Source organism: Ruegeria sp. PrR005 (assembly GCF_010500245.1).
In the GTDB taxonomy this organism is placed as follows: domain Bacteria; phylum Pseudomonadota; class Alphaproteobacteria; order Rhodobacterales; family Rhodobacteraceae; genus Ruegeria_B; species Ruegeria_B marisflavi.
In genome coordinates this window covers 143,508-169,714 of record NZ_JAAGOX010000055.1, presented here as the reverse complement: position 1 = coordinate 169,714, position 26,207 = coordinate 143,508, and the positions used below count along the sequence as shown (strand labels likewise).

Annotated in this window: 27 protein-coding genes and 1 tRNA gene; 14 read left to right on the top strand and 14 right to left on the bottom strand. The window is 59.6% G+C overall.

All coding sequences use genetic code 11. The features are described from left to right. Positions 1-36: 36 nt before the first annotated feature. Together G0P99_RS22135 and purB are read right to left on the bottom strand one after the other, a co-directional pair. On the bottom strand, positions 37-201 hold the full coding sequence (locus tag G0P99_RS22135; RefSeq protein WP_164132658.1) for an adenylosuccinate lyase: 165 nt from the start codon (positions 199-201) through the stop codon (positions 37-39). Between the two features lie 114 nt (positions 202-315). Further along, entirely contained in the window at positions 316-1,620 is a 1,305-nt protein-coding gene (purB, locus tag G0P99_RS22130; RefSeq protein WP_164132657.1) for an adenylosuccinate lyase, read from the bottom strand. Between the two features lie 141 nt (positions 1,621-1,761). Between purB and G0P99_RS22125 the strand changes: the two genes are divergently transcribed. From G0P99_RS22125 to G0P99_RS22110, 4 genes are all read left to right on the top strand, one after another. Continuing rightward, on the top strand, positions 1,762-2,184 hold the full coding sequence (locus tag G0P99_RS22125) for a DUF6314 family protein (RefSeq protein ID WP_164132656.1): 423 nt from the start codon (positions 1,762-1,764) through the stop codon (positions 2,182-2,184). Between the two features lie 76 nt (positions 2,185-2,260). Beyond that, a complete protein-coding gene (locus G0P99_RS22120; RefSeq protein ID WP_164132655.1) occupies positions 2,261-2,848 on the top strand; it encodes a biotin transporter BioY in 588 nt (195 codons plus the stop codon). Positions 2,849-2,962: 114 nt separating this feature from the next. Further along, a complete protein-coding gene (locus G0P99_RS22115) occupies positions 2,963-3,520 on the top strand; it encodes a hypothetical protein (protein WP_164132654.1) in 558 nt (185 codons plus the stop codon). A 12-nt stretch (positions 3,521-3,532) separates the two neighbouring features. Further along, positions 3,533-3,823: a hypothetical protein gene (locus G0P99_RS22110; RefSeq protein WP_164132653.1), complete on the top strand. Its 291-nt coding sequence runs from the start codon at positions 3,533-3,535 to the stop codon at positions 3,821-3,823. 6 nt (positions 3,824-3,829) lie between these two features. On the opposite strand, the gene G0P99_RS22105 is transcribed toward G0P99_RS22110, so the two are convergent. Further along, positions 3,830-5,050, bottom strand: a complete 1,221-nt coding sequence (locus G0P99_RS22105; protein ID WP_164132652.1) for a bifunctional alpha/beta hydrolase/OsmC family protein — start codon at positions 5,048-5,050, stop codon at positions 3,830-3,832. Between the two features lie 254 nt (positions 5,051-5,304). On the opposite strand from G0P99_RS22105, the gene G0P99_RS22100 reads away from it, so the two are divergent. Next, complete coding sequence (locus tag G0P99_RS22100; protein ID WP_164132651.1) at positions 5,305-6,165, top strand: hypothetical protein; 861 nt, start codon at positions 5,305-5,307, stop codon at positions 6,163-6,165. Beyond that, on the top strand, positions 6,156-7,166 hold the full coding sequence (locus tag G0P99_RS22095; protein ID WP_164132650.1) for a Hint domain-containing protein: 1,011 nt from the start codon (positions 6,156-6,158) through the stop codon (positions 7,164-7,166). The genes G0P99_RS22100 and G0P99_RS22095 overlap by 10 nt, the downstream gene beginning before the upstream one ends. Here G0P99_RS22095 and dddP read toward each other — a convergent pair whose 3' ends face one another. Next, a complete protein-coding gene (gene dddP, locus G0P99_RS22090; RefSeq protein WP_164132649.1) occupies positions 7,167-8,507 on the bottom strand; it encodes a dimethylsulfonioproprionate lyase DddP in 1,341 nt (446 codons plus the stop codon). It abuts the gene before it with no gap. Positions 8,508-8,633: 126 nt separating this feature from the next. Here dddP and G0P99_RS22085 point away from each other — a divergent pair, with 126 nt between their 5' ends. Beyond that, on the top strand, positions 8,634-9,374 hold the full coding sequence (locus G0P99_RS22085; protein ID WP_164132648.1) for a DUF3445 domain-containing protein: 741 nt from the start codon (positions 8,634-8,636) through the stop codon (positions 9,372-9,374). Between the two features lie 51 nt (positions 9,375-9,425). Here the strand turns inward: G0P99_RS22085 and G0P99_RS22080 are convergent, their stop codons facing one another. The 3 genes from G0P99_RS22080 to G0P99_RS22070 form a co-directional block, all read right to left on the bottom strand. After that, on the bottom strand, positions 9,426-10,352 hold the full coding sequence (locus tag G0P99_RS22080) for a hypothetical protein (RefSeq protein ID WP_164132647.1): 927 nt from the start codon (positions 10,350-10,352) through the stop codon (positions 9,426-9,428). A gap of 191 nt (positions 10,353-10,543) precedes the next feature. After that, entirely contained in the window at positions 10,544-11,335 is a 792-nt protein-coding gene (locus G0P99_RS22075; protein WP_164132646.1) for a lytic transglycosylase domain-containing protein, read from the bottom strand. A gap of 31 nt (positions 11,336-11,366) precedes the next feature. Continuing rightward, positions 11,367-12,203: an amino acid ABC transporter substrate-binding protein gene (locus tag G0P99_RS22070; RefSeq protein WP_164132645.1), complete on the bottom strand. Its 837-nt coding sequence runs from the start codon at positions 12,201-12,203 to the stop codon at positions 11,367-11,369. A gap of 154 nt (positions 12,204-12,357) precedes the next feature. Between G0P99_RS22070 and G0P99_RS25120 the strand changes: the two genes are divergently transcribed. Together G0P99_RS25120 and G0P99_RS22060 are read left to right on the top strand one after the other, a co-directional pair. Then, the gene (locus tag G0P99_RS25120; RefSeq protein WP_370462868.1) at positions 12,358-12,798 is read left to right on the top strand and encodes a DUF4242 domain-containing protein; all 441 of its coding nucleotides are present in this window, start codon (positions 12,358-12,360) and stop codon (positions 12,796-12,798) included. Positions 12,799-12,884: 86 nt separating this feature from the next. After that, a complete protein-coding gene (locus G0P99_RS22060) occupies positions 12,885-14,141 on the top strand; it encodes an adenylate/guanylate cyclase domain-containing protein (RefSeq protein WP_164132643.1) in 1,257 nt (418 codons plus the stop codon). Positions 14,142-14,254: 113 nt separating this feature from the next. Here the strand turns inward: G0P99_RS22060 and glnA are convergent, their stop codons facing one another. After that, positions 14,255-15,661, bottom strand: a complete 1,407-nt coding sequence (gene glnA, locus G0P99_RS22055; RefSeq protein ID WP_164132642.1) for a type I glutamate--ammonia ligase — start codon at positions 15,659-15,661, stop codon at positions 14,255-14,257. A gap of 32 nt (positions 15,662-15,693) precedes the next feature. After that, the gene (locus G0P99_RS22050; protein WP_164132641.1) at positions 15,694-16,032 is read right to left on the bottom strand and encodes a P-II family nitrogen regulator; all 339 of its coding nucleotides are present in this window, start codon (positions 16,030-16,032) and stop codon (positions 15,694-15,696) included. Positions 16,033-16,201: 169 nt separating this feature from the next. Between G0P99_RS22050 and G0P99_RS22045 the strand changes: the two genes are divergently transcribed. Beyond that, the gene (locus G0P99_RS22045; protein WP_164132640.1) at positions 16,202-17,827 is read left to right on the top strand and encodes an NAD(P)H-hydrate dehydratase; all 1,626 of its coding nucleotides are present in this window, start codon (positions 16,202-16,204) and stop codon (positions 17,825-17,827) included. On the opposite strand, the gene G0P99_RS22040 is transcribed toward G0P99_RS22045, so the two are convergent. Continuing rightward, positions 17,824-18,333: a Hint domain-containing protein gene (locus G0P99_RS22040; protein ID WP_164132639.1), complete on the bottom strand. Its 510-nt coding sequence runs from the start codon at positions 18,331-18,333 to the stop codon at positions 17,824-17,826. The two genes, G0P99_RS22045 and G0P99_RS22040, sit on opposite strands and share 4 nt — an antisense overlap. A gap of 209 nt (positions 18,334-18,542) precedes the next feature. Here G0P99_RS22040 and G0P99_RS22035 point away from each other — a divergent pair. The 4 genes from G0P99_RS22035 to tig all read left to right on the top strand — a co-directional run bounded on the left by G0P99_RS22035 (position 18,543) and on the right by tig (position 23,023). Next, positions 18,543-18,627: transfer RNA gene (locus tag G0P99_RS22035), tRNA-Leu, on the top strand. A gap of 327 nt (positions 18,628-18,954) precedes the next feature. After that, a complete protein-coding gene (locus tag G0P99_RS22030) occupies positions 18,955-20,061 on the top strand; it encodes a porin (protein ID WP_164132638.1) in 1,107 nt (368 codons plus the stop codon). Between the two features lie 350 nt (positions 20,062-20,411). Further along, positions 20,412-21,503, top strand: coding sequence for a porin (locus G0P99_RS22025; RefSeq protein WP_239059907.1), 1,092 nt, complete (start codon positions 20,412-20,414; stop codon positions 21,501-21,503). Between the two features lie 188 nt (positions 21,504-21,691). Continuing rightward, positions 21,692-23,023, top strand: coding sequence for a trigger factor (gene tig, locus G0P99_RS22020; protein WP_164132720.1), 1,332 nt, complete (start codon positions 21,692-21,694; stop codon positions 23,021-23,023). An 89-nt stretch (positions 23,024-23,112) separates the two neighbouring features. On the opposite strand, the gene G0P99_RS22015 is transcribed toward tig, so the two are convergent. From G0P99_RS22015 to G0P99_RS22000, 4 genes are all read right to left on the bottom strand, one after another. Continuing rightward, positions 23,113-23,979, bottom strand: coding sequence for an acyl-homoserine-lactone synthase (locus G0P99_RS22015; RefSeq protein ID WP_164132636.1), 867 nt, complete (start codon positions 23,977-23,979; stop codon positions 23,113-23,115). A gap of 106 nt (positions 23,980-24,085) precedes the next feature. Further along, entirely contained in the window at positions 24,086-24,787 is a 702-nt protein-coding gene (locus G0P99_RS22010; protein WP_164132635.1) for a LuxR family transcriptional regulator, read from the bottom strand. A gap of 40 nt (positions 24,788-24,827) precedes the next feature. After that, on the bottom strand, positions 24,828-25,232 hold the full coding sequence (locus G0P99_RS22005; protein ID WP_164132634.1) for a helix-turn-helix domain-containing protein: 405 nt from the start codon (positions 25,230-25,232) through the stop codon (positions 24,828-24,830). Positions 25,233-25,618: 386 nt separating this feature from the next. Next, positions 25,619-26,092: a lytic transglycosylase domain-containing protein gene (locus G0P99_RS22000; RefSeq protein WP_164132633.1), complete on the bottom strand. Its 474-nt coding sequence runs from the start codon at positions 26,090-26,092 to the stop codon at positions 25,619-25,621. Positions 26,093-26,207: the final 115 nt, after the last annotated feature.

The following is a 26,207-nucleotide window of genomic DNA, read 5'->3' as shown; positions in this document are numbered from 1 at the left end:
CGCGCACCCGCCTGGCATTGCGATGCATGGCACCGCTTAGCTGTTGACGACCTGCACGCAGCTTTGCGAGGCGGCATCCCACTGGGTGCCGGGGGCACAGGATTGCGTCTGCTCGTGGCCACGGCTGGAACAGCCCATGGCCAGCGCCGAAAGGGGCGCCATCGCCAGAACCACCGCGCAAGTCAAAGTCTTGAAGGTCATAAGGGTCTCCTCCCATAGCTTACTGAGGAGGAGTGTAGCGCAGCTTCCTGTTTGGTCAAAGAGGGGCTCACGCGGATGTGTCGGATCGGCCAGCACTGGCCGATCCGGTCCGGATCATTTACCGAAAACGCGGGCAAAGATCGTGTCGACATGTTTGGTGTGGTAGCCCATGTCGAATTTTTCGTTGATGCCGTCCTCGCCCAGTGCAGCGACCACATCGGCATCGGCCAAGAGCTGTTCACGGAAATCGACCCGCTCTTCCCAGACCTTCAGCGCGTTGCGCTGGACCATGACATAGGCGTCCTCGCGGCTGACCCCGGCCTGGGTGAGGGCGAGCAGCACGCGCTGGCTCATCACCAACCCGGGGAACTTGTTCATGTTGTCGAGCATGTTCTCGGGGAAGATCAACATCTTGTCGACCACGCCGGCGAGACGATGCAGGGCGAAATCCAGCGTCACGGTGGCGTCGGGGCCAATGCCGCGCTCGACCGAGGAATGCGAAATGTCGCGTTCATGCCAGAGCGCCACGTTTTCCATCGCGGGGATCACTGCCATGCGCACCAGACGCGCCAGCCCGGTCAGGTTCTCGGTCAGCACCGGGTTCTTCTTGTGCGGCATGGCCGAAGAGCCTTTCTGCCCCATCGAGAAGAACTCGGCGCCCTCCAGCACTTCGGTGCGCTGCATGTGGCGGATCTCGATGGCGATATTCTCGATCGAGCTTGCGATCACGCCCAGCGTGGCAAAGAACATCGCGTGGCGGTCGCGCGGGATCACCTGGGTGCTGATCGGCTCGGGTCGCAGGCCCAGTTTCTCGCAGACATGCTCTTCGACCGCCGGGTCAATATTGGCGAATGTACCTACCGCGCCCGAGATGGCGCCGGTGGCGACTTCCCAACGGGCCTTTTCCAGCCGGTTCTTGTTGCGGTCCATTTCGGCATAGAAACGGGCGAATGTCAGCCCCATGGTGGTGGGTTCGGCATGGATGCCATGGCTGCGGCCCACACGGACGGTATCCTTGTGTTCATATGCGCGTTTTTTCAGCGCGGCGAGCACCTTGTCCACACCCACAAGCAACAGGTCAGCGGCGCGGACCAGCTGCACGTTCAGGCAGGTATCCAGAACGTCCGAACTGGTCATGCCCTGATGTACGAACCGTGCCTCTTCGCTGCCGACATGTTCGGCCAGATGGGTCAGAAAGGCGATGACGTCATGTTTGGTGACCGCCTCAATCTCGTCGATGCGGGCGACGTCGAATTCCACATCCTTGGCTTTCCACACGGCCTCGGCGTTTTCGCGCGGGATCACGCCCAGATCGGCCATGGCGTCACAGGCATGGGCCTCGATCTCGTACCAGATCTTGAACTTGGTCTCGGGCGACCAGATTGCAACCATCTCGGGGCGGGAATAGCGGGGGATCATTGGCAGCGACACCTTTTTGTGATTGGCAGGACCAGATGTGGCGGGTCATAGACCCAGCCGCATCGTGGGACAAGGCAGGAGGTGCGATATGAGACGGTTTGCCCGATCAAAGACGGTCCCTTACGGCTCTGAGGGGAACACATGAGCGGACCCCGTCGGATCGAGGACTTTGAGGGCGAGTGGATTTTGACCCGCGTCATCAACGACCGGCTGGCGGGGCAGGTGCTGCATGCCGAGGGGGTCGCGACGCTGCGTCGCAGCGAAGCCGGATTTGTCTATGACGAGGAGGTGAGGCTGCATGTTCCCGGGCAGGCGCCCATGCGTGGCACGCGCCGGTATCTATGGCGCTCGGCACCGGGCCGGATCGCGATCTATTTCGAAGATGGCAGGTTTTTCCATAACTTAACGTTAGGTCAACCGACGCCGGAAGATCATCACGACTGCGCGCCTGATAGCTATGACACGGCCTACGACTTTGCCAATTGGCCTCGCTGGTCGGTGCGGTGGAGCGTATCGGGTCCGCGCAAGTCCTATGAAATGAGGACAGATTTCTCGCGGCGATAGCGTAAACGTGTTGCAGTACGCGGCGTGAAAATGCATTGCTGAGCGCCGACACCTGTCTGAATTGGGAGACAACCGAATGAGCATGACTGTTCTGGCCGACGCAATCGGCCCGCGCCAGGGATCGGCGCGTCTGGCGAAACAAGCTGTCCTGGTGGTTCTCGGCATCGCGGCCCTTGCCATTGCTGCCAAGATCAAGGTGCCAATGTGGCCCGTGCCGATCACCATGGGCACCTTTGCCGTGCTGACCCTGGGCACCGCCTATGGCGCGCGTCTGGGTCTGGTGACCATGCTGGGCTATCTGCTGGTGGGCGCGCTGGGCTTTGATGTCTTCGCGACGTCTTCGGCCGAGAAATTCGGTCTGACCTACATGATGGGCGGCACTGGCGGATATCTGGTGGGCTACCTGATGGCCACCGTGCTGCTGGGCGCGCTGGCAGCTCGCGGCTGGGACCGTTCCTTTGGCAAGATGGCGCTGGCGCTGGTTCTGGCGAACGTGCTGATCTACGTTCCGGGCCTGTTGTGGCTGGGCCAGCTTTATGGCTGGGACAAGCCGATCCTTCAGTGGGGCCTGACCCCGTTCCTGGTGGGCGATGCACTGAAACTGGTGCTGGCCGCCGTGCTGATCCCGGGCCTGTGGAAGCTGGTGGGCAACGCCCGCGGCTGATCCCGCCCCTTGACCTGAGCAAAGGCCCGGACATCCCGTCCGGGCCTTTTTCGTTGCTTTTCCGGGATGTGGCGGGAACACTGGCAACTGTTGAGATCACGAAAGATGTTTGCCATGCCAAAGTGTTTCGCCCCCTTGCGCGTGTTGGCGCTGGTCGCAGGTCTGGTGCCCTTGCCCGTATTTGCCGACATGCCGCTCACCTATGTCTCTGACGGCAAGGCGCTGTTTCACCTCAGCGCACCGGATTTCTGGCAGGTTCGCAGCGGTGGCCTGCGGGCGCTGAAACCGCCGGGATCAGAGGAGGCGCGGCTGATCAACCGGGTAATCGGCTTTGAACCCGAGGCAGAGCCCGGCGTCTGGGTCGGCTTCATGTCGCCCAACGGGGTGTCGACCTTCGCTCAGGCCGAAGAATACCTGCGCAACATCGGCAAATCGGTGGTCAGCGACCCCGAGTTGCGGGAACAGAGCCGGATCCGTGTCGGCGGGTTGCCGGCGGCGCGCTATGCAGGAACCGGGCGACGAAATGGTCGTGCGGTCGCGTTCACCGCTGTTCTGGTCGATCTTCCCGGCAAACGGGTGGCAATTTCGTTGGCTGTGGTCGAGGCGGGCGCCCGGCCTGAACTGGTCGAGGATATCAACGCAATCTACGCCTCGTTCCGGGCGGCAAACTAGAAGGACGGCGCCATGCGTGTTGCAAGACTCACTCTTTCCGCCGGTCTTTTCGCTGCCGTGTTTGGCCTTGCGGGCTGTGATCCGAACGCGACCGGAAGCGGCTCGGTCTATTATGACTCGATGTTGTGGAACGACTATTACTATGGCTATCCCCGTCCGCCCCGGCCGGACCGTCCGCGTCCAGAACACCCGATCGAGCGGCCCCCGGTGAAACCGGTGCCACCAATCGCGAGGCCGCCCGTGGCGCGCCCGCCGATTCACCGCCCGCCGGTCGCCCGCCCGATGCCCGCCCGCCTGCGTTGAGGCGCCTCAGACGTCTGAGGACAGGCGCGTGACGATCCGGGCGTTTGCTTCGAGCGTGCGGTGGACTGGGCATTTATCGGCGATTTCAAGCAGTCTTTGACGTTGCTCGGTATCCAGTGGCCCGCTCAACTTGATCACGCGGGTAAAGGAGTCGATCTTGCCGCTGGCGCCAGTATCGGCATCCTGGGCGTGGACTTTGTCATGGCAGACATCGACGCTGACCCCCTCCAGCGGCCAGCCTTTTCGGCGGGCATACATGCGGATCGTCATTGAGGTGCAGGCCCCCAGACCAGCCGACACGAACCCATAGGGCGACATGCCCCGGTCGGTGCCGCCATAGGACAGCGGCTCGTCCGCCAGCGCGTGATGGTCGGGGCCGGCCTGCACATCTTGCAGGAACCCCTCCGCATCGGCCTCGGTCACCCTTACGATCCCCTCGGGCGCGCCGGGGGGCGGGGCAGGCGGGGTCAGGTCCACATACCGCCCGGCCCAAGCGGCGATCACCTCGGCGGCATACTCGGCGTCGCGCGGGCGGCTGATCAGGTGATCGGCATCGTCCAGTGTGACAAAACTCTTGGGGTGTTTCGCGGCCACAAATATCTGAGCGGCATTGTCGATGCTCACCGTCTCGTCGCGCGGCGCGTGCAACACCAAGAGCGCGGCGCGCAGATCGGCGATGGCCGGTTGCAGCGCGCTTTCGGTGATATCCTGGACAAACTGCCGTCCGATACGGAACGGGCGCCCGCCCAGACAGACCTCTGCCGCGCCCTCGGCCCGGATGCGGGGCAGGGCTGCCTCGAAATGATGCGCGACATGACTGGGATCGGCGGGGGCGCCGATGGTCACCACTGCGCGGACATAGGCGATCCGCGCGCGCGCTCGCAGCACCGCCGCCCCACCCAGCGAATGTCCGATAAGAAGCGCCGGCGCCATGTCGCGCCCGGCCAGGTAGGTGGCGGCAGCCACGAGATCCTCGACGTTCGAGGTAAAGGTCGTGTTGGCAAACTCGCCCTCGGAATGCCCAAGCCCGGTGAAATCGAAGCGCAACACCGCGATCCCCATCGCGGCCAGCCGCGCCGAGATCCGGCGCGCAGCGGGGATATCCTTGGAGCAGGTGAAACAATGGGCAAAGAGCGCCGTGGCCAGAACCGGCCCGTCCGGCAGATCCAGCCGAGCCGCCAGCTGGCTGCCGTCGTGGCCTTTGAAGCTTATCCGTTCGGTTGGCATTGCATCACCTTGGGTTCAGAGAAAGGGCAGCCCTACAAATCGCCAGTGAGCCTTCCGACCGCAACCGGTCCCGGCCAGAATTCACGCCAAGGTGAAGTGGGAAGCTGGGCCTGAAAAAGGCGTATTGTGCCGATTGTTTCCATAATTTCCTCCTATTCACGGCTTTTTTCGACGGTAGTTTCCAAATTCAGGAAAACGTGAATTGGAAACGCGGCTTGGGGGTTGCGCGTTTGCTGAAAGGCAGGCGAAGACCAATGACCACGGAAAGATACTTGTCGAAGAAGGACTGGAAAGGGGAAGTGGGCCGATTACCGGTCGCGACCCTGGAGCAACTGGCGCGCTCAGTTTGTGAACAGTCCACTCATGGTGAAATGTCTCTTTGGCCGATGAAGTCCGGCCGTCGCGCGGTGTGTCTGGGCGCAGAGTGCAATGGCAAGCGCTTGTTTCTGAAACTGTTCGACGCCGAGGATCCATCTGCATATGCCGCCTTCGAACGGGAAAGAGCGGCTTATCTTTGTTTTGCGGTCAGCGGTCTGGTCCCCGAATTTCTGGCATTCAGCGATGCTCACCGAATGATCGTCCTGAAGTGGATAGGATCAGAGAACTCCCAGAATCCGCTTTCAGTATGGAGCACGTCCGAGTTCGGTCTGAAGCTTGGCGAATGGCTGGCCCGGTTCGATGCGGTCGCCCCGTGGGAACGCGCCTGCGGCAACTGGCAGGGATATCTGTCTCGCGTGCCAGGTGGCCTCGACCTGGACACGATTGGTGACACCGGGGCGGCGCTGGCTCAGGTGCCGCTCTGTGGCAAGGCTTTGTCGAGAGGGGACTGTGCCCTCCATAATTTCCTGGTTTCCGATCATGGCGATCTGATCGGGTGTGACCTGGAGTTCGCCGCAATGCGCCCGCGTGGCTGGGATTATGTGCAGATGCATCATGCGATCATCCAGCGGTATCCGGATCAGGCATCGGACATTCTCGAACATATGGCTGAGGGGTTTGCTCGGGCGCACAAGGGAGCCTTGCTGATCGATGAATTGAATTTGGTGGCCCGGACCCTGTTTTGCGCCCGCGCCATGGCCGGCCGCCCCTCCAAGGGACAGTTGTCATGGCAGTAGAGGTACTGACGGTCGATCTGTTTGCCGACGAGAACAAGGGAAAGATCAAGGGCACGGACCTAATCTCTGGCAATGCGGACGACAATCAGATCGTCACGGTCGTTGACGGGGGGGACCTGTCTGGAAACTACCAGTTTGAGAAATGGGGCAAGGGAACGCCCACGGAACCGGGCGCAGGGCCTGGCGGGGACGACGAGTTTCATTTCGATCTTTCGGGGTTCGACGATGACTTTTCCATCACGGTCAAAAGCCTGGATCCACTCGACTGTTTCGTCTTTACCGGGTTCGACAGTTATACGACGGTGGGTAACGTATGGACCTTCAATTATACCGGGACGGATGGGCTGCCGCATACGATCACGATCGACGCGGAATCGACCAATGGCACCGGTGTTGCTAAAGTTGTCGTCTGTTTCGTGCGGGGCACGATGATTGGGGTTCCTGACGGTCAGGCCGCGATCGAGACCTTGAACGCCGGCGACAGGGTTGTCTGCGGGGATGGTATCGCGCGGGAAATCCGCTGGGTTGGCGGCCGCGAATTGGATAAAACGGCACTGAACGCCAGACCCGATCTGCGTCCTATCCGTTTTGCTGCGGGTTCGCTGGAGCCGGGGTACCCCGAGACCGACCTGTGTCTGTCACCTCAGCACCGTGTCCTGCTTCGCGATTGGCGGGCAGAGCTTCTGTTCGGTTCATCCGAAGTACTGGTCCCGGCCAAAAGCCTGGTCAATGACGGCACAATACGTCCCGATCAGACGTGCGAGACGGTGGAGTATTTCCATATCCTGCTCGACAGTCACCAGACCGTGTTTGCCAACGGGGTGGAATGCGAGACGCTGCTGCCGGCCGAAGCGGCCAAGAATGCGCTGTCGGCCGAAGCGCGCGACGAGATTTTCAATATATTTCCAGAGCTTGTGGTAGATCTGGGGCAATATGGCCCGCCATGCCAGCCGGTTCTGAGACCTTTTGAGGTGCGGGCCATGATGATGTCCGGGCGGTGATCAATCGCCCATCAATTCTGCATCGAAAGGATAGCTTGTCAGGTTCTCGTATCCGTCCTCGGTGATCAATACCTGGTCCTCAAGCTTGATGGTGAAATCGCCGCCAACCTCGCCGCAGCAGGCTTCGACACACAGAACCATACCGGGTTCGAGCGCATAGTCGAAGGCGCCGGGCACAGCCTTGTCCGGATGCGCGACCAGGGGCCATTCATCACACAGGCCCACACCGTGCATCAGGCAGCCGTATTTCTGCGCATTGTACTTGGCGGGGTGCTTCATGCATTGCGCAATCAGGTCCGGGATCATCAGTCCCGGTTTCAGCAGTGACATGTTGTAGTTGATGAACTCATGCGCGTGTTTCATCGCCTCGATCATGTCGGCGCGTGGTTTCTGGTCGCCGATCCACCAGGTGCGGGAGATGTCGACGCAGATGCCGTAAGAGCCGATCAGATCGGTGTCGAAAGCGATGATTTCGTTTTTCTGCGTGATGCGCGGGCCGCATTCCTGAAACCAGGGGTTGGTCCGCTGCCCCGAGGCCAGTAACCGGGTCTCGATCCATTCGCCGCCGCGGCGGATATTCTCGGCATGCAGCACCGCCCAGATGTCGTCCTCGCTGGTCTTGCCATCGCCTACATTGGCGCGGGCGAAGCGCTCCATCTCGGCGATGGCGCTGTCGCAAGCATGATGGGCGCAGCGCATGGCCAGGATCTCGTCGCTCCCCTTGATGGCGCGGGTCTTTTCGGTGACCTCCTCGCCTTCCATGATTTCAAAGCCTTGCGCCTCGAGCGCGCGCAGGCCGTGCAGCATGACCTTGTCCACGGCGAGACGCTTGTTGTTGCCGCCGTGTTCCTCGATCAGAACGCGGACTTCGTTTGACAGGACATCGGCGGCGATATCCACCTTGTCGCCCCGGTCGAAATAAAAGAGATCCGCGCCCGAGCGCTGTTCGCGCACCAGCGGGTTGAACGTGCTCAAAAAGGGTGAGTTCTTGTAATCCCAGATCACCATGTAGCCGTCGGCACACAGCAGCACCGCGCGGAACGGATTATGGGTGTTCCAAAGCTGCATGTTGGTCGAGTCTGTGGCATAGCGGATGTTGAGCGGATCGAACATCAAAAGGCCGCCATAGCCCCGGTCGACGATGGCCTGGGTCAGGCGTTTCCAGCGGTACTCGCGCATCCGGGTGAGGTTGGGCAGTTCCAACCCGGCGGAGGCCCATTCGGAAAAGGCAAGCTGGGTTGGCCCGATCTCGATCCGGTCATTGTCATTGGGCGATCCGTCGCCCAGCGTAGCGCCCCGAGTCGGGTCGATTTTGCGGGTGTCGCGATAATGGTGGTTCAAGACATGGCCTCCCGTGAGTTTCCCCAAGGGTCACCCGGAAACAAGGCCGAGTCGCACACTCTCGCGACGTCAAACCATGTCGTTTTCGACCTGCCACGATGTTTGTTCGGGTGATATGGGAGCAAAATGAAAGAGATTCTGCAAAAAACGCTGCCCTATGATGTGTTGGCGCCCAGACCGTTGCCGGGAATCCAGCCGTTGAATATGACCGAATGGTTGCAAAGGGACGAGGCATTCGACGGCCAGATGGCGCGTCGCGACTCTTTGATCGCGACGAAACCAGAGACCGTCCTGGCTATGTCCGAAGAGGCTCGCCCGGCTGCCGAGGAATTGCTGGATGCGGTTCTGGCAGCGGCCTATCCCGAGGCTGCTGCCAGGGTTGAACGGCCCGACGGGGTGACGGTCGGGATCGACCGAAGTCAGCCCATGCGGACTTTGGGGCGTCTGGTTCAGGAAGACTTCTGCATTTTGCAGAAACAGGGCGACGAACATGTTTTGACCGCCGCCGTACTTTGTTTTCCTGCAAGCTGGACCTTGGAAGAGAAGTTTGGCCGACCTCTGGTCTCGATACATGAACCGGTCGCCAGCTATGATGCGGATGTAGCGCGCAGGGTGCAGCGGCTGTTCGACGGCGTGCAGGTCGGACGCCCGCTTTGGCGGTTCAACGCGCTTTGGTATGCCGATGCCGAGTTGCACCAGCCGCGCAGCATTCACAACCGACGGCGTGTTCCGGTTCCGCAGGACGCGGGTTTCCTTCGCAGTGAGAAGCAAAGCATCGTGCGGTTGCCGGTGACACAGGCAGTGGTGTTTTCGATCCACACTTACGTTATCGCCCGGGCTGACGCGCCTAGATTGGCCGCGCATTAGAAAAGGCCTCCGCCGGATCTGGCGAAGGCCTGGAGCTTTTTGTGTCTGTTCTCAGATCGGCAGCAACGACAGCACGTTTGTCATGGCGCCAGAGCTTTGCAGAAAGACCAGAGCGGCCGTCAGCGACAAGACTTGGGTGTTCAGGCGAAAATCCTCGCCGCGGATCAGGTTCACGGCCGCCAATGAGACCGCGACCGGAGCCGAAACAAAGGCAAGACAACCGGTCATTCCCCAGCTTGCCAGCCGACGAATGTCGTTCTGCGCCTGTTCCTCTGGGGTCAGACCATCCACCTCGTCGGGGCGCGGGTCACCGCGGAAGGCAAGCGCCAACGCCTCCTGTTCCGTCAGTTCGATGAGACCAGTTTCGCCCTGATGGGCCGTCTGACCCATGATCGTGTCATATCGGGTCGCAAGGCCCGATGCCGTTTCGTCGATCGGCGCAAAACGATCGCCCTGATGATACAGAATCTGCTGACGTCCGCGCACCCGACGCGGAGAAATGTTGGAGAACGCGCCAAGAAACTGTTCGACCGTCAGTTTGACGTTCGGGTCCAGCCATTCAATCAACTCGCTGGCGTAGAGATCGACCATTCGGTACAGCATCACGACGAGCATGAGTTCGGTAACATCGCGATCCTCAGAGCATTCGGAGACAGGGGTGATCGCAATGACAAGCCTGTTCCGAGGCCGAACCTTGGCCACGTGTTTGCGGCGGTTGAGGCCCGCCGCTTCGTCAAGGCGACGGACACGCGGGTTTTCTTCAGCTTCCGCTTCGAGGGTCAGTTTGACAAGAAACTGGCTCGATACGATCCGGGCTTCACGATCACTCAGTAGCGTCTGACGCTCAACGGCGTGCCCGTAATCCTCCAGGGTGGCTGTCACGATCCGGCTGAAGCGGTCGAGAACGCCTTCTTCGTTTCCCAGGAATACCAGTCCACCGTGATACTTGCCTGTCTGTGCCACAGTGAGTTCCTCCATACGTGTTCATCTGGCAATCAAGCTAGAGGGGTATGGTGGAGAAAATGGGGCCGAAAAGGCATGATAGGAGGGCAATTCATCTTTTCTGCCAGAATTGGTTCGCGACTGGAAACCAGCATTTTACTAAAAACTTGATGAATTGTGGCGAAAATCTGTCACACAGGCGTCGCTTAGTTGGCTGGATGCAACTTTTAGCTGTCGATTCTCCGTGCCATGATCGCGATCGCCTGCTGATATACCGAAGCCGCATTCCATTGCTTGATTACTTCGAAATTCGGCTCACCTGGCTGATATCCGCGCCCCGGTTTCCAGCCCTTCTGGCGCAGGAAATTGGCGGTCGAGGCCAGCGCGTCGGTCATGTTGTAGAAATCGACCCTTCCATCTCCGGTTGCGTCGACGCCATAGGTCAGGGCGTTGCCAGGAAGGAACTGTGTGTGCCCCAATTCGCCATGCTTGGCGCCTTTGGTGTTGGCCGTGATCGCCTTGCGGTCGACCAGTTCCAGCGCAGCCAGTGCATGCGGGATAAAGAAATCCGACCGGCGGCAATCGTAGGCCAGCGTGGTGATCGCGGCGACTACGGGGCTATCGCCCATGAAGCTGCCAAAGGCTGTTTCCATGCCGTGCAGCGCGATCAGGATGCCGGGGGGGACGCCATATTGCCGTTCGAGGGCGGCATAGAACTCGGGGTCGCGAGCCTTGCGTTTGCGGCCTTGCACCACGATCGTGTCGGCACCGCGCACCTGCATGAACTTTTCCAGCGAGTACTTGAAGCTCTTCTGTCCCCGGTCAGCGCGGATGGTCGCGGTGGCATAACTTGCCTGTTCCAGTGCGCTGAGACCGGCCCTGCCAATACCGCGCTGGCGTGCCAACTGGGCGAATTCGGCCTTCCAGGCGTTAAAGCCCGAGGAGGTGTTGCCACAGGTCAGCGCGGCGCCGGCGGCGGGAAGTTGGGTCAGCAACAGGGCGAGAAGAATTGCACGCATGTCGGGTACTACCATCAAGTTCGGCGTTGGGTTAGGGCAAGGTGGGTGCGATCAGAAACATCGCCTTGAGCGCGGCGCCCGGTTCGACGCCGGGCAGCGCCTCGTGGAAGACGCGGTTGATGGTGCCGTCGGCGTACATCTCGGACAGCAGCGTATCGATCAGAAGTCGGAAATCGCTGTCACCGCGGGGCAGGGCAAGCGCTTGTTTTTCAAGCGTCAGGATTTCGTCCATAAGCTGGAACCGTTCGGCCATTTTTCCGGCCAGATAGTTGAAGATCAGGATGGACTGATCTGCGAAGTAGGCGTCAAGGGTCCCGTTGTTTAGCGCCTTGAATCCGGCTTTGTGATCGGTGAAGCGTTCGAAGCGGGCCTCTAACCCGGCACCTTGGAAAGAGTTCAAAACAGCTTGTTCCGTGGTGGTATCGGCACGAAACCCGATGGTCTTGCCCGCAAGGTCAGACAGGTGAGCGCCAGCACCGCGGCGCGTGATAACGGATGTTCCGTCGACATAGACAGGGATCGAGAAATCGACGATCTTCTGCCGCTCCAGCGTCACGGTGGCCGCGCCACACAGAATGTCGATTTCGCCCTTGGCGATCCTGTCGAACCGGTCCGAGGTTGTGACCGGCACAAAGCTGGCCTTCAGTTCGGCCATGTCCAGCTGGTCGGCCATCGCCTGTGCCAGCCTGTCGCATAGCAAAGGCGTATAGCCCGCAGGCCGTCCCTCGGCATCGGCAAAGGAAAGCGGCGCCGCGTCGACGCGGAACCCGATGGTGATCTTTCCGGTGTCGCGAATACGCTCGATAGTCTGGGCCGCGACAGTACCGGCGGTCAGTGTGATCGCCAGGGTCAAAGCAAGAAGCCGCATGAAATAGTCCTTTGCCAGTAATACACATTCAGACTAGCCGGGCAGGGCGTTAGCTCAAAGGGGAATATGGGCCTTCCTCGGGTCAAAAGACGCGAGGTGTGCTGTGGTCTATTCCAAACTCCCGGGCATAGACGAGGCAGGGAACTCCCACATCATGTGGAGCAACGGCACTCGAACGACATCTCCTTTGCCTTTCCGGTGTCGCGATACAGACGGCGCTGGTCGGGCGTCCGGAACCTCGTGGAAACGAGAAGATACTCAATTGCTCGTTCTACCGACGAAGGCTTTGTTGTATGATTTGACATCGACGGAACCGAGGAATGGGGGGCGGATGCCGGTATTCATGGTAGAGCGCGATCTCAAAGGGATCGCTATGGAAGACCTAGCAGAGGCGCAGAAGGCCGCGATTTCGAAGGCGGCGGAAATGCGCGCTGCGGGAACCGAAATCCGATACATCCGGTCGACGTTTGCGCCGCAGGACGGACGTTGCATGTGTCTTTTCGAGGCAGAGACAGCCGACGACGTGCGCGCCCTGAACGACAAGGCGGGCTTACCCTATAGCGGTATCGTTACGGCGATGGATCTGACTCCATAGTCTTTGACGATTGGCCTTGAAGACGTTCATTTGATCTCCTGACCAAGGGCCCAAGGTTGAATTCTGACACGGAACCGAAAGTCGATGTGCCAACGTTTCAAGCCATGCGGGAACGTGAGGCGGCATCGCGTGATATTCTTCAGGTCATTACCCGCTCTCGCGAAGACAGCCTCCCGGTGTTCGACGTGATCCTGGCCCATGCGCGCCGGTTGTGTGACAGCCTGCACGCGGGGTTTTTTCTTTTGTCGGATGACGGGCAGGAACTGCAACTGGCCGCCTATCAGGGCGAAGACGAATGGCTGGTCGCATTGCATTTCCAGAAACCGCCCCGATTGGACGACGTCGGCAATCCGCTGGTGCGTGCAGCAGTATCGAGAACGGTTGTTCACATTCCCGACACCGAGAATGTCGATACAAACCAGGAGACCGGCGCGGCAAGAAGTCTGTTGCACGTTCCATTGCTGGCCCGTGATCGGTGTCACGGCGTTCTGAGCCTGGCCGGGCGCGTTCCCGAGGCTTTTTCAGGCGCCGATATCGAACTCATCCAGCTGTTTGCCGACCATGCAATGATCGCCGTCGAGAATGTCCGGCAGTTTTGTGCGCTGAAGGACAAGACCGAAGAGGTGGAAACACTCAACCAATCGCTGCAAGATCGGGTCGACACGCAAGTGGCCGAGATCGAACGCATGGGGCGGCTCAAGCGGTTTCTGCCTCCGGCGGTGGCCGATACCATCGTTTCCTCCGGTTCGGACAGAATACTGTCCAGCCACCGCGCCCTGCTGGGGGTGCTGTTTTGTGACATTCGCGGATTTACTGCCTTTTGCGAAACCGCCGAACCCGAAGAGACCATCGAGGTCTTGCAGACCTATCATGAGGAGATGGGCAAGCTGATCAATGCACATGGGGCGGGCGTCGATCACCGGATGGGGGATGGCATCATGGTTTTGTTCAATGATCCGATACCCTGCGATAACCCGGCCGGCCAAGCCGTGCGGTTGGCCGTTGCGATGCGCGAACGGATGGCGCACCTCGGCCGGCAGTGGAAGCGGCTCGGTTACCGTTTGGGATTTGGTGTCGGCGTGTCACTGGGGTATGCCACTGTCGGAATGGTGGGATCCGAAGGGCGGTTTGATTACACCGCGTCCGGGACTGCAATAAACCTCGGTTCCAGGCTGTGCGACGAAGCCGAAGACGGCGAGATCCTTCTGAGCCCGAGAGCTGCTATTGCAGTCGAAGATGAATTCAGGGTGGTTTCACGAGGTACCCTGCATCTGAAGGGAATTCGGGAGCCGATCGAGGTTTTCAGGCTGGAGGAAAACCCGGAAACAACTCAATTGGTTTAAGTGCTTGACCATCGGGTAATTGCAGATCCCACCCCGGAATGCGATGGACCATCAACCAACCAAAGAAAGAGGGCGCCCCGAAGGACGCCCCCGATCTGAGATACTGGCTGCGATCAGCAGCTGTAGTACATGCCGAATTCCACCGGGTGCGGGGTGTGCTCGTACTTGTGGACCTCTTCCATCTTCAGCTCGATATAGCCCTCGATCTGGTCCTTGGTGAACACGTCGCCCTGCAACAGGAAGTCGTGATCGGCCGCCAGGCATTCCAGCGCCTCGCGCAGCGAGCCGCAGACGGTCGGGATACCGGCCAGTTCCTCGGCGGGCAGGTCGTAGAGGTTCTTGTCCATCGCCTCGCCCGGATCGATCTTGTTCTTGATGCCGTCAAGACCGGCCATGAGCAGCGCGGCAAAGCACAGATAGGGGTTTGCCGACGGATCGGGGAAGCGGGCCTCGACGCGCTTGGCCTTGGGGCTTTCGGTCCATGGGATACGGACGCAGCCCGAGCGGTTGCGGGCCGAATAGGCGCGCAGCACGGGGGCCTCAAAACCTGGGATCAGGCGCTTGTAGCTGTTGGTGCCCGGGTTGGTGAAGGCGTTCAGCGTCTTGGCGTGCTTCAGGATGCCGCCGATGAAATACAGCGCTTCCTGGCTCAGATCGGCATATTTGTCACCGGCAAACAGCGGCTTGCCGTCTTTCCAGATCGACATGTTCACATGCATGCCCGAGCCGTTGTCGCCATAGATCGGCTTCGGCATGAAGGTGGCCGACTTGCCATAGGCATGCGCCACGTTGTGGATCACGTATTTGTATTTCTGGATCTCGTCGGCCTGCTTGGTCAGCGTGCCGAAGATCAGGCCCAGCTCGTGCTGACAGCTGGCCACCTCGTGGTGGTGCTTGTCGACCTTCATGCCCATGCGCTTCATGGTCGAGAGCATCTCGGCGCGCAGATCCTGGGCCTCGTCGATCGGGTTGACCGGGAAATAGCCACCCTTCAGGCCGGGACGGTGACCCATGTTGCCGGTTTCGAACTCGGCATCCGAGTTCCAGGATGCGTCGGTCGCGTCGACCTCGTAGGAGACCTTGTTGATGGTGTTCGAAAAGCGCACGTCGTCGAACAGGAAGAATTCCGCCTCGGGACCCATATAGGCCACATCGCCGATGCCGGATGCCTTCAGATAGGCCTCGGCCTTGACGGCGGTGCCGCGCGGGTCGCGGTCATAGGCCTCGCCGGTGTCGGGCTCGACCACCGAGCAATGAATGCAGATGGTCTTTTCCGCGTAGAACGGATCGACATAGGCGCTTTCGGTGTCGGGCATCAGTTTCATGTCCGAGGCTTCGATCGACTTCCAGCCGGCAATCGACGAACCGTCGAACATGAAGCCTTCTTCCAGGAAATCCTCGTCGACCAGATCCGACACGATGGTCACGTGTTGCAGCTTGCCGCGCGGGTCGGTGAAGCGGATGTCGACATATTCGGCACCCTCGTCCTTGATCAGCTGAAGAACTGCGTCCTTGCTCATACTCTGTTGTCCTCTGCTAGAGTGTGTTCGGGTCAAAGCGCGTCCGAACCGGTCTCGCCGGTACGGATGCGGATGGCTTGTTCGATGGTCGAGACGAAAATCTTGCCGTCACCGATCTTGTCGGTCTTGGCGGCGCCCACGATGGCCTCGATGGCGGCGTCGACCTGATCGTCGTCCAGCACCACTTCGAGTTTCACCTTGGGCAGGAAGTCGACCACATATTCGGCACCGCGATAAAGCTCGGTATGGCCTTTCTGGCGGCCAAAACCCTTGACCTCGACCACGCTGAGGCCCTGGACGCCCACGTCTTGCAGCGCCTCTTTCACCTCGTCCAGCTTGAATGGTTTGATGATCGCTTCGATCTTCTTCATCGCGGTGCTCCTTGCAAGCTTGTCAGCCCGCCTCAGATCACGTCTAAGCTGGGGTCACAATGCGATTGCGGAAATCAGCCGGTGCAGATGCGGCAAAAATGGGCATGAGGTGAAAATTTCATCATGACGCACAAAAAAGCATCAGAATTGAATCGCGAGTGATCGGAACATGGCTGAACTGCTCACCGCAGCACAGATGCGGGCAATAGAACAAGCCGCAATCGCCTCGGGCGAGGTGACCGGGCTGGAGTTGATGGAGCGCGCCGGGCGCGGGGTGGTCGAAGCGATTTTCGAGGAATGGCCCGAATTGGCAGACGAGCGGGGGCCAGCCCCCGCACCCCCGGGATATCTGCGGCAAGAGGAAGGGGTATGGCGGGCTGTGGTCCTTTGCGGGCCGGGTAACAATGGCGGCGACGGCTTTGTGGTGGCGCGGCTCTTGAAGGAGCGCGGCTGGGAGGTGGAGGTGTTCCTGTATGGAGACCCGGACAAGCTGCCGCCGGATGCGAAGGTGAATTATGAACGGTGGCGGGAGTTGGGCAGTGTCAATGAGTGGGATGATCGAGGTGTCCGTGATTTCTACGAAGGAGATGAAGAATGCCAGTTTCTCGTAATTGACGCGTTATTCGGAACGGGGCTGACCCGCAAAATGCCTGATGACACGGATGAAGCTTGGAATGGCTTTATGCCGACTCCTCTGATTGTGGATGCGCATGAGCCGAACGGAGACCGCTTCGTCGCAATTGATTTTCCTAGCGGTGTTTGCAGCGATAGCGGGCGAGACTTTGGAGCCCTCCCAACTCATCTTACTGTAACATTCCATAGTGCAAAAATTGGCCATCATATGAGTCAGAGTTGCGGCAGCTACGGAGGAGCGAAAGGCTGCGGGAAACTCAAAGTTGTGCCACTAGGTTTGCCCAAAGTTTACCCCAAAGGCTGCGTCGAGTTGCTTGGCTACGAGAAAGAAAATAAAAATAAGAAATATTCGGGCCACAAATACTCCCACGGCCACGCCTTGATCCTCACCGGTAGAGCGGGCCAAACCGGCGCCGCGCGCCTTGCCGCCCGCGGAACCTTGCGGATCGGGGCGGGGCTGGTGACGCTGGGGGTGCCGCCCAGCGCGCAGCAAGAGGTTGCCTGTCAGATCACCGCGTTGATGTTGGCACGGATCGACGGTGCCGATGGGTTAGCGACAGTGCTGGAGGATGCCCGCCTCAACGCGCTTTGCCTGGGCCCCGGTATGGGCGTCGAGCGGGCGCGCAATCTGGTGCCGGTGGCGTTGGCCGCAAAGCGCGCCACGGTGCTGGATGCAGACGCGCTGACGGCCTATGCTGAGAACCCGGCTGAGCTGTTTGCCCATCTGCACGAGAACTGCGTTCTGACCCCACATGGCGGCGAATTCGCGCGGCTATTCCCCGATATCTCCGAGAAACTGACCGCACCCGCCACCAAGGGACCGGCCTACTCCAAGGTCGATGCCACCCGCGAGGCGGCCAAACGCGCAGGCTGTGTGGTGCTGTTCAAGGGGCCCGATACGGTGATCGCGGCCCCCGAAGGACGCTGTTCGGTCAACTCGGCCCATTACGAGCGCTCGGCACCCTGGCTGGCGACCGCCGGGTCGGGCGATGTGCTGGCCGGGTTCATTACCGGGCTTCTGGCGCGCGGCCTTGCGCCGATGCAGGCGGCCGAGACCGCCGCCTGGCTGCATGTGGAATGCGCGCTGGAGTTCGGCCCGGGCCTGATCGCAGAGGATCTGCCGGAACAACTGCCAGCAGTGTTCCGGAAACTGGGGCTTTAGGCGGCGAGGCGGCTCGAAGTGGGCAGGTATTGGCCCGCTACTTCCAGCCCGCCGGCATAAAGCACATGGGGCTCGTCGAAATGCAGTTGGAACAGCTGCATATCGCGCGGCCCCAGGTCGCAGACGAACTCTCCATCCACTAGCGCATCGGCTCGTACCATGGCTTGAGATGTCCCGAACAGCGCCTGCGCCCGCCAGTCGCGGATCAGCACCGGTTGGCCCGCAGGCAGAACCAGATCACATTCGGGGCGGGTGTTGCCCAGCGACCCGGCGGCAAAGCGGATGGCGCGCACGGACTGGCGCGCGCGGGCAACACGGCGCAGGGGGGCAAAACCGCGGTCGCGGGTGATGATCCGGTCTCCGGGGGACAGGAACTCTACCGGCATCTCGCCATCCTGGGTCAACAAGACGGTGCCAGCCAGAAAACCCGCTTCGGACACTGGCAAAACATCAGGGCTGGAATACGAAACCTTGCCGGCAGCTAGGGCGCGCGCCTTTGTGTTCATGATTGGTCACCTTGTTCTGCTCTTTATTTTTGCGGCTGAGAATATGGCAAAATCATGTACATGTCGCGGCGTTTTCCTGCCGATTTTTGATAAATGTGTAAGATCGTGCCTTTGCGGTACCGTGAACCGGACCCGCAGATTACCCCTCGCGCTCGGTTGAAAGCTTTGCTATTCAGCGCGTCACGGCGCCGCTGCGACGGGCCGTGACTGCGGGTGTGGCGGAATTGGTAGACGCACCAGATTTAGGTTCTGGCGCCGCAAGGCGTGGGGGTTCAAGTCCCTTCACCCGCACCACTTCTCATGGTCAGCGAAGATTTCATTTCTATCATGGCCAGTGCTAACGGGTGCGTTTCGCGAAACAGGCAAGAGCGCTGCATCCTGCGGGGGTGGGCCATGCAGAGGGCGCAGAGCTGCGGGTGGCTTTTTCCTTTGCGCGTGATCACGCTTGATCGCCATCTCCTGTTAAGCGATTGAGAATGCCCAAAAATATCACAAGTCATCACGATTCCGTGTTGCGGAAATGCCAAAGTTGGCGCGCGAATCTGCGCCTTCTCTGGAAGTGAGGACCAGTTTTGCCATTTGAAGGGGGTAAGAAGCCAACCCTTTGAACGGTGTTATGACATGACCAGACAATTCAAGATCAAGACAGGTGTTGCGCTGGCGGCTGCAATGGTGGCGGTGCCGGCTGCGGCGGAACTGAAGTGGGACAATGCCTCAGGCGGCTATGTCAAGATTTACGGGCAGGTCTCGCCCGCTTGGCAGTCGGTTGATGACGGAGTGCAGAGCAAGGATACATTTGTCGACAACGCGCATTCAAACACGCGTGTCGGCCTGTGGGTGGTGCAGCCCATGTATCAGGGCACGTTCAAGTTCAATTTCGAGACCGCGTTCGGTTTTCGCTCGTCTGGGGGCGTCAGCCAGACGAACACGCCCAAAGGCGTTGATTGGGACCGTACCGATCTTCGCAAGATCGACTTCTCCTATTCCGGCGACAGCTGGGGCACGCTCTATGTCGGACAAGGATCGATGGCATCGGATGGCATCGCTGATCTTTCTTTCAGCGGCAATGGAATGACCACCTACAACGGTGTCGGCGATTTTGCCGGTTCGTTCCAGTTTCGGACCGCAGCCGGTGCCTTGTCCGGCGTGACCATCAGTTCGGTCAACCCCAGCCTGGATGGCGGTCGGCAGGGGCGCGTGCGCTACGACACGCCCAGCTTCAACGGGTTCAGCGTTGCGCTGGCAGCCGGTACCGATGTGCTTACACCTGGCAACAGTGACAAATACTATGACATTGCGCTGCGATATGCGGGCGAATTCGACGGAACCCAGGTCAAGGGTGGGATCGGTTTCTCGCGCCGGGATCGCGGTGGTGTCGATCGCGATGATACCTTTGGGGCAGTGGCCGTCAAATTCCGGTCAGGGCTGAACTTTGCGGTCGCCGGGGGCAGCCGCGAGAACGACGGCAATTACACCTATGTCCTTGCAGGTTACGAGAGCCAGTTCCTGTCGATCGGCGCCACATCGTTTGCCATTGATTATTACAATGGCAGCGACTTTGGCTTGGCGGGCCGTGAATCCAAGACCCTGGGCGTCGGCGTGAACCAAAACATCGACAGCATCAACACTCAGGTCTACCTGGGCTACAGAAATCACGAACTGTCCGACCCGGGGACATCTTACAAGGATGTGGATGCGTTTCTCTTCGGCGCACGCTGGAAGTTCTGATCCGCAACCCACGACTCTTTCCGCATGGGGCCCGTATCGTCCCATGCGGAGTAAACTTTGCGTAAGCTGGGTGCGCAGACGCACATCCGGTCTGCAACAGGCGACAGAGGTTGAGCGTCTTTTTCAAACTCACAGCCTGATCGCCTTTCTGTTACCATATTAAGTATTTGAATTTCAATTGAATTCCTGATTCGCTTGGCCAAGGCCGTTGCCGGGTTGCAACGAGGCTTCGAACCGCCGTCTCAATCATATGGAAGCCGCTCTTCGGGTGCCCACATCAGTGCGGCGGAACCCACGCCAATCCAAGACGGTACAGAAGAATGATCAGAACACTTAGAACGACCTCCGCTATGGCGATCGCCGCCGTGGCGTTTTCATCGGCTGCCTCGGCGCAGCTTCTCTACGAAAACCAGTCCGGCGGGTCCGTCGAACTTTATGGCCAGTTCAACCCGGCCATCATTTCGGTGGACGATGGCCAGGAAACCGAGACGAATATCCGCGACAATGACCTGTCGCGCAGCCGTGTGGGCCTGCGCCTGGCGCAACCGTTCGGCGACAACACATTCCGCTTCCGGTTCGAGGCCGGGCTGGGCCTGCCCAACTCGACCGAGACCAACCAGCTGGGCGACAATTTCAGCGGCTGGACCCGGGACGATCTGCGCCATATCGACTTCTCGCTCGAAGGCGACTGGGGCCGGGTCTCGCTGGGGCAGGGCAGCATGGCTGCCGATGGCATCGCCGAATCCGACCTGTCCTATGTCGGAGTGGCACTTTATTCGTACACTGCCGACGCCAATGCGGCCTTTCTGTTCCGCGACAATACCGGCGTTTTGTCCGGCCCGGCGGTGGGCGATACACTCGATACCTTCGATGGGTCGCGCCGAGGCCGCATCCGCTATGACAGCCCCGAGATTGCCGGGTTCACCTTCTCGGCCGCCTATGGCGAGAACATTCTGAACACGGCCGACACCTCGGATTACTACGATGCTGCGGTGCGCTATTCGGGCGAGTTTGGTGGCGGCATCCAGTTGGATGCCGGTCTGGCCTATCAGGTGCGCGACAATAACGGCGTTGATCGTTCGGATGTGGTGGGCTCGGCCTCGGTTCTGCTTCAGAACGGGCTCAGCTTTACCTTTGCCGGCGGTACGCGGGACAACGACGCCGCAGGCGCAAGCGACCCCGACTACCTCTATTTCAAGGTGGCCTATGATGCCGACTGGTTCTCGTTCGGGCAGACCGGCGTCGGCGTGCACTACTATGACGGTTCCGACTTCAATGTTGCAGGTTCGGAAACCAAAGGGTGGGGCGTTGGCTTTGCTCAGCGTGTAGAGGCGTACAATACTGACGTCTATTTCACCTATCAGAACTATGAATACAGCGATGCCGCGAACAGTTATCAGGACCTGAGTACTTTGGTTCTGGGGGCGCGCTGGCGCTTTTGATGGTGTGATCGTCCTGATCGCAACAACACGCGTCCCGGTTTTGCCGGGACGCGTATGTTTTTAAGGCTGCAAATGGGTGCCGATTGGGCATAACCCCTTGCACCGGCCGGGCAGGGCAAATAGAACGCCTCAAATTGTGCATGGCGCACGCCCGATGCGTGCGCTCCGAATCCTATGGGGACTACCATATGCAGGTTACCGAGACTCTGAACGAAGGTCTGAAACGCGGCTACAACATCGTGGTTACAGCGGCTGAGCTGGACGCGAAGGTCAACGAAAAGCTGGTCGAGGCGCAGCCCGAAATCGAGATGAAGGGCTTTCGCAAGGGCAAGGTGCCGATGGCGCTGCTGAAGAAGCAGTTCGGCCAGCGTCTGCTGGGCGAGGCGATGCAGGAAACCATCGACGGCGCGATGAACAAGCACTTCGAAGACAGCGGCGACCGTCCGGCGCTCCAGCCCGAGGTCAAGATGACCAACGAGGACTGGAAAGAGGGCGACGATGTCGAGGTCTCGATGTCCTACGAGGCGCTGCCGGCGATCCCCGAAGTCGACCTGAGCGACATCAGCCTGGAAAAGCTGGTGGTGAAGGCTGATGATGCCGCGATTGAAGAAGCGCTCGGCAACCTGGCCGAAACCGCGCAGGATTTCAAATCGCGCAAGAAAGGCTCCAAGGCCAAGGACGGCGATCAGGTTGTGATCGACTTCCTGGGCAAGGTCGACGGCGAAGCGTTTGATGGTGGTTCGGCCGAAGACTATCCCCTGGTTCTGGGCTCCAACAGCTTTATTCCCGGCTTCGAAGATCAACTGGTCGGCGTGAAGGCCGGCGAGGAAAAAGACGTCAACGTCACGTTCCCGGCTGAGTACGGCGCGGCCCACCTGGCGGGCAAGGAAGCCGTGTTCACCTGCACGATCAAAGACGTGAAAGAGCCGGTTGCCGCGGAGATCGACGACGAGCTGGCCAAAAAATTTGGAGCCGAGGATCTGGCAGCCCTCAAAGGGCAAATCGCCGAACGGCTGGAAGCCGAGTACACCGGTGCCGCCCGTGCAGTGCTCAAGCGTGCGCTGCTGGATGCGCTGGACGTCAAGGTCTCGTTCGACCTGCCGCCGAGCCTGGTCGAGGCAGAAGCCAAGCAGATCGCGCACCAGCTGTGGCACGAAGAGCATCCGGAAGTGCACGATCACAACCACGGCGAGATCGAGACCACGGACGAGCATAACAAACTGGCCGAACGCCGCGTGCGTCTGGGCCTGCTTCTGGCCGATCTGGGCCAGAAGGCCGAGGTTGAAGTCACCGATGCGGAAATGACCCAGGCGATCCTGGCGCAAGCCCGCCAGTACCCGGGCCAGGAGCGTCAGTTCTTTGAATTCATTCAGAAGAACGCCGCCATGCAGCAGCAACTGCGCGCACCGATCTTCGAAGACAAGGTCGTTGATCATGTCGTGGCACAGGCCAAGGTGACCGAGAAGGAAGTCAGCAAGGACGACCTGCAGAAGGCACTCGAAGAGCTCGACGCCGAATAAGCATCGCGCAGAAGGTACAGCAAAGCGAAAGAGCCGCCCCTGAGGGGGCGGCTCTTTTCTTTGGCGAATCTCCCCGAGGGGAATGCCTGTCAGACTTCGCGCGCCAATGAGTTGGGGTAACTCTTCAACACGGTTTTCCGTTCCGCGCTGATCTCGCGGGGAAGGGCGTCGATCAGGTCATAGATAGCCTTCAGTTCGCTGTCGGTTTCGGCCGCGCGAATTTGCTCCAGGAAATACGCTTCCAAGGCGGTCAATTCACCTGTGTCGGATCTGGACGACCTGCCTTGTTCAGGGAATGACACGACCCGCTTGCTGTTGAACAGCGCCAGGGCCTCGTCGTCGCTCAGAAAGACATCGTGGCAGATGCCGGCAAACTTGCGCACCCTGTCAACCCGCTCTTCGCTGGTGTCCAGCAGCGCGGCCAAAGCAGGCACCTTGCCCATGGGAACCGTTTGGCCGACATAGTCATAGGGCGCGTTATCCGAACGCTTGAGCACCCGATCCATCACCGGATCAATGACGGTGACGATATCCTTGATACCCGATCTCCGGGCATATTCGAGCGAACCGATCATCAGTTCGCATGTCGCATAAGAAACAGAGTGCCGATCCTTGCTGCGGTTGAGGCGCTGCGTGTCGACGCAAAACCGCGTCGATTCCCACATCGTCGCACTGCGGATTGGCGGTTCGCCACATAGAATGTCGGAAAACACGTCCGCAAGCATATGCGGACCGGTTGTCTGAAGGGCTCTGACGGCTGCAACCACATGGCCATCCGGATCCAGCCCGACAACATAAGCGGGATCGAGGTGATCGAATTCGTCGATCTCCTTCCCATCCTGGATGTTCACCTTCCAACCGAGACGATCCCCGAAAACCCGGGCACGTAAACGAAACATTTCATCCAGAACCCCACTGAACAGATGCTTATTCAAAGCGTCGATCACGATGATCATCTTTTCCCCCTACGAGTGGATTTCGGTGCAACCATGGTTACCCAAGTTGCATTTTGGAACTATTGGGGGATTCCCGTAGAGTTTGGCAGAAAGATGACCAAAGGGGTCAGCCTGGGTAAATCAAACCCAGTCCAATGGCCCGTCCCACGGCTTGTGCCGTTGTCAGGGCGCACAGCTTTTCCCGCGACGACCGGAGGTGAACCTCAACGGTCCGATGGGAAATGGAAAGAATATCACCTATATCCTGCTGGGATTTTCCGACTGCCACCCATTGTAGGATCTCAACCTCTCTTGTCGAAAGGGCAGGGTGGTACAGAATCCGCCCCAGCAGGTCGGACCCCATCACGGTATCGTGAATGTGGACGGCCATGGATTGCAGGTCGCTGATCACATGGCCGACCAGTTTGCGCCATTGTTCGGGTGAACAGTCCCGCGTCACGCTCAGCAACCCGACGTCACCGTAGGGGCCGCGGACAGGTATGGTAAGTCCCTGTTCGCTCAGACCGAAGTCATGGGCGTCGCGAAACACACGCTTGAAATCCTTGCCACGTTCCAACCGGCTCCAATCCACCGGCGCGATGCTGCGTTGGCTCATATGCAGCGTCGGGTCGATCATGTGGAAACCCTGCTGCTGGTAATGCTGTTTCCAGTCGTCGCCGTAGGTTACATACCCATGTATGGCACCCGCCGCCGGGTTGATCCCGGCGTAAGCCGCATGGTCCATCTCGAATTTTTCGCGCAATTGAAGAAGGAAGTCCGAATAAACGGCTTCCGTCTTTGGCACAGTCCCGAGATCGACGATATCCATTCGCGTTACCTGTCGGTGTCGAACGGACGAAACGCTTTCTCTATCCGGATACACTCTCATCCGGTACGCGCGTGTTCACCGCCATCGTTCTAACAAATGCAAGAACAGCACGCTTTTGCTGAAGAGGCAAGCCGCTATAGATTTCCACCATCTCGACGGCGTCGCGATCCTTGAGGAAAACCAGCTTGTCGACAGGCTGTTGTTCGCCCGCACTCTTGCCGGTTTCCGGGGCCTCTATGCCATCGAAAAAGTGACTGACGTGGACTTCGAGCACTTCGGCGATCGCCCACAGGCGAGACGCGCTGACCCGGTTGGCTCCGGACTCGTATTTCTGAACCTGTTGAAACCGGACACCGATGGCCCGGCCAAGGTCTGCCTGACTCAGCCCAAGAGCCATTCGGCGGGCGCGAATACGCTGGCCAACAACGGTATCGACAGTATTCATTTATTCACCTGTACTTTTCACATTTTCGATGTGCGTCATTTCTGGCCCGTCGCACAACACGCCGCTCACGAGAGGGCACCTCATGCGGGACATGTTGAAGATTGCCTTATTGCAGGCTCTCTGACAACGGATTTCCTGTTCAGGTTGCGACCGAGGGTCGTCGAAAACGGGTTGCGGTTGCTTGTACTAATTTTTTGGTATCAAGGGTTTGAGAGGCGATGGGCTCGTCGAGCCGGTGGTGCCGGCCCGGCTCGACACTCGGGAAGTTCTTGGAAGCCTTGACTTTTGGCCGCTGCCAATCGCGCGGCGAATTCCGTCCCCTCACATTTGGTGTTGCAAATCGCCTAAGTCCGATATTGCGGATTCCAAATCTGGCTTACGTTGCGTCAAGATGCCGGTCGCAGACCGGTTTCGACCAACATACCTCTCCGTTTCGCCTCGTAGTAGTAACCAGATGCATAGAGGCTGATCGCGCGTGACTGGTTGCCGTTTGCGAGAAGCCAGGCCCCGCGCAAGTATTTCCCCGCATATTGCAGGTTCGTGTCGGCATCCAGAAGCCCATCCGGAGAACCGCGATAACCCATTGTTCGCGCCGTGGCGGGAAGGATCTGAAGCAGACCGTAATAGGGCCGGTTCACCGCCCAAGGCCGATGGGTACTTTCGCGTATCGCCAGCTTGTGAACAAGATCGCGGGGGATCTCGTAATGGTCGGCCCACCTGTTGATCGAAGCCCGCAACTCCGGTGTCTCGTTCGGATAGAGCGGCGGGTCGTATGTCGCTTCTTTCGAAGGTCTGGCAGAACAGGCGGACACAGTCCAGGCAAGTCCGCTAAACAACAGGGCGCGTCGTGTATGGGTCATCGGTTGCTCTTCAGCAGTTGATCGAAAGCTGGAATAACCGGGATGCTCGTTTTTGCGAAGCGAAAGAAGGGAACTGGGTTCTGTGTGGGCGGAATCCGGCCAATTGTCCGCACAA

What these genes read in the sequence shown, in the direction of transcription:
- G0P99_RS22050 (WP_164132641.1), bottom strand. Translation starts at nt 16,032, where the DNA reads ATGAAGAAGATCGAAGCGATCATCAAACCATTCAAGCTGGACGAGGTG.
- G0P99_RS22110 (WP_164132653.1), top strand. Translation starts at nt 3,533, where the DNA reads ATGCGTGTTGCAAGACTCACTCTTTCCGCCGGTCTTTTCGCTGCCGTG.
- G0P99_RS22075 (WP_164132646.1), bottom strand. Translation starts at nt 11,335, where the DNA reads ATGCGTGCAATTCTTCTCGCCCTGTTGCTGACCCAACTTCCCGCCGCC.
- G0P99_RS22100 (WP_164132651.1), top strand. Translation starts at nt 5,305, where the DNA reads ATGACCACGGAAAGATACTTGTCGAAGAAGGACTGGAAAGGGGAAGTG.
- G0P99_RS22030 (WP_164132638.1), top strand. Translation starts at nt 18,955, where the DNA reads ATGACCAGACAATTCAAGATCAAGACAGGTGTTGCGCTGGCGGCTGCA.
- G0P99_RS22080 (WP_164132647.1), bottom strand. Translation starts at nt 10,352, where the DNA reads ATGGAGGAACTCACTGTGGCACAGACAGGCAAGTATCACGGTGGACTG.
- G0P99_RS22010 (WP_164132635.1), bottom strand. Translation starts at nt 24,787, where the DNA reads ATGGATATCGTCGATCTCGGGACTGTGCCAAAGACGGAAGCCGTTTAT.
- G0P99_RS22005 (WP_164132634.1), bottom strand. Translation starts at nt 25,232, where the DNA reads ATGAATACTGTCGATACCGTTGTTGGCCAGCGTATTCGCGCCCGCCGA.
- G0P99_RS22095 (WP_164132650.1), top strand. Translation starts at nt 6,156, where the DNA reads ATGGCAGTAGAGGTACTGACGGTCGATCTGTTTGCCGACGAGAACAAG.
- G0P99_RS22000 (WP_164132633.1), bottom strand. Translation starts at nt 26,092, where the DNA reads ATGACCCATACACGACGCGCCCTGTTGTTTAGCGGACTTGCCTGGACT.
- G0P99_RS22105 (WP_164132652.1), bottom strand. Translation starts at nt 5,050, where the DNA reads ATGCCAACCGAACGGATAAGCTTCAAAGGCCACGACGGCAGCCAGCTG.
- G0P99_RS22120 (WP_164132655.1), top strand. Translation starts at nt 2,261, where the DNA reads ATGAGCATGACTGTTCTGGCCGACGCAATCGGCCCGCGCCAGGGATCG.
- G0P99_RS22015 (WP_164132636.1), bottom strand. Translation starts at nt 23,979, where the DNA reads ATGATCATCGTGATCGACGCTTTGAATAAGCATCTGTTCAGTGGGGTT.
- G0P99_RS22125 (WP_164132656.1), top strand. Translation starts at nt 1,762, where the DNA reads ATGAGCGGACCCCGTCGGATCGAGGACTTTGAGGGCGAGTGGATTTTG.
- G0P99_RS22135 (WP_164132658.1), bottom strand. Translation starts at nt 201, where the DNA reads ATGACCTTCAAGACTTTGACTTGCGCGGTGGTTCTGGCGATGGCGCCC.
- G0P99_RS22070 (WP_164132645.1), bottom strand. Translation starts at nt 12,203, where the DNA reads ATGCGGCTTCTTGCTTTGACCCTGGCGATCACACTGACCGCCGGTACT.
- G0P99_RS22085 (WP_164132648.1), top strand. Translation starts at nt 8,634, where the DNA reads ATGAAAGAGATTCTGCAAAAAACGCTGCCCTATGATGTGTTGGCGCCC.
- glnA (WP_164132642.1), bottom strand. Translation starts at nt 15,661, where the DNA reads ATGAGCAAGGACGCAGTTCTTCAGCTGATCAAGGACGAGGGTGCCGAA.
- G0P99_RS22040 (WP_164132639.1), bottom strand. Translation starts at nt 18,333, where the DNA reads ATGAACACAAAGGCGCGCGCCCTAGCTGCCGGCAAGGTTTCGTATTCC.
- G0P99_RS22115 (WP_164132654.1), top strand. Translation starts at nt 2,963, where the DNA reads ATGCCAAAGTGTTTCGCCCCCTTGCGCGTGTTGGCGCTGGTCGCAGGT.
- tig (WP_164132720.1), top strand. Translation starts at nt 21,692, where the DNA reads ATGCAGGTTACCGAGACTCTGAACGAAGGTCTGAAACGCGGCTACAAC.
- G0P99_RS22045 (WP_164132640.1), top strand. Translation starts at nt 16,202, where the DNA reads ATGGCTGAACTGCTCACCGCAGCACAGATGCGGGCAATAGAACAAGCC.
- G0P99_RS25120 (WP_370462868.1), top strand. Translation starts at nt 12,358, where the DNA reads ATGTGGAGCAACGGCACTCGAACGACATCTCCTTTGCCTTTCCGGTGT.
- G0P99_RS22025 (WP_239059907.1), top strand. Translation starts at nt 20,412, where the DNA reads ATGGCGATCGCCGCCGTGGCGTTTTCATCGGCTGCCTCGGCGCAGCTT.
- purB (WP_164132657.1), bottom strand. Translation starts at nt 1,620, where the DNA reads ATGATCCCCCGCTATTCCCGCCCCGAGATGGTTGCAATCTGGTCGCCC.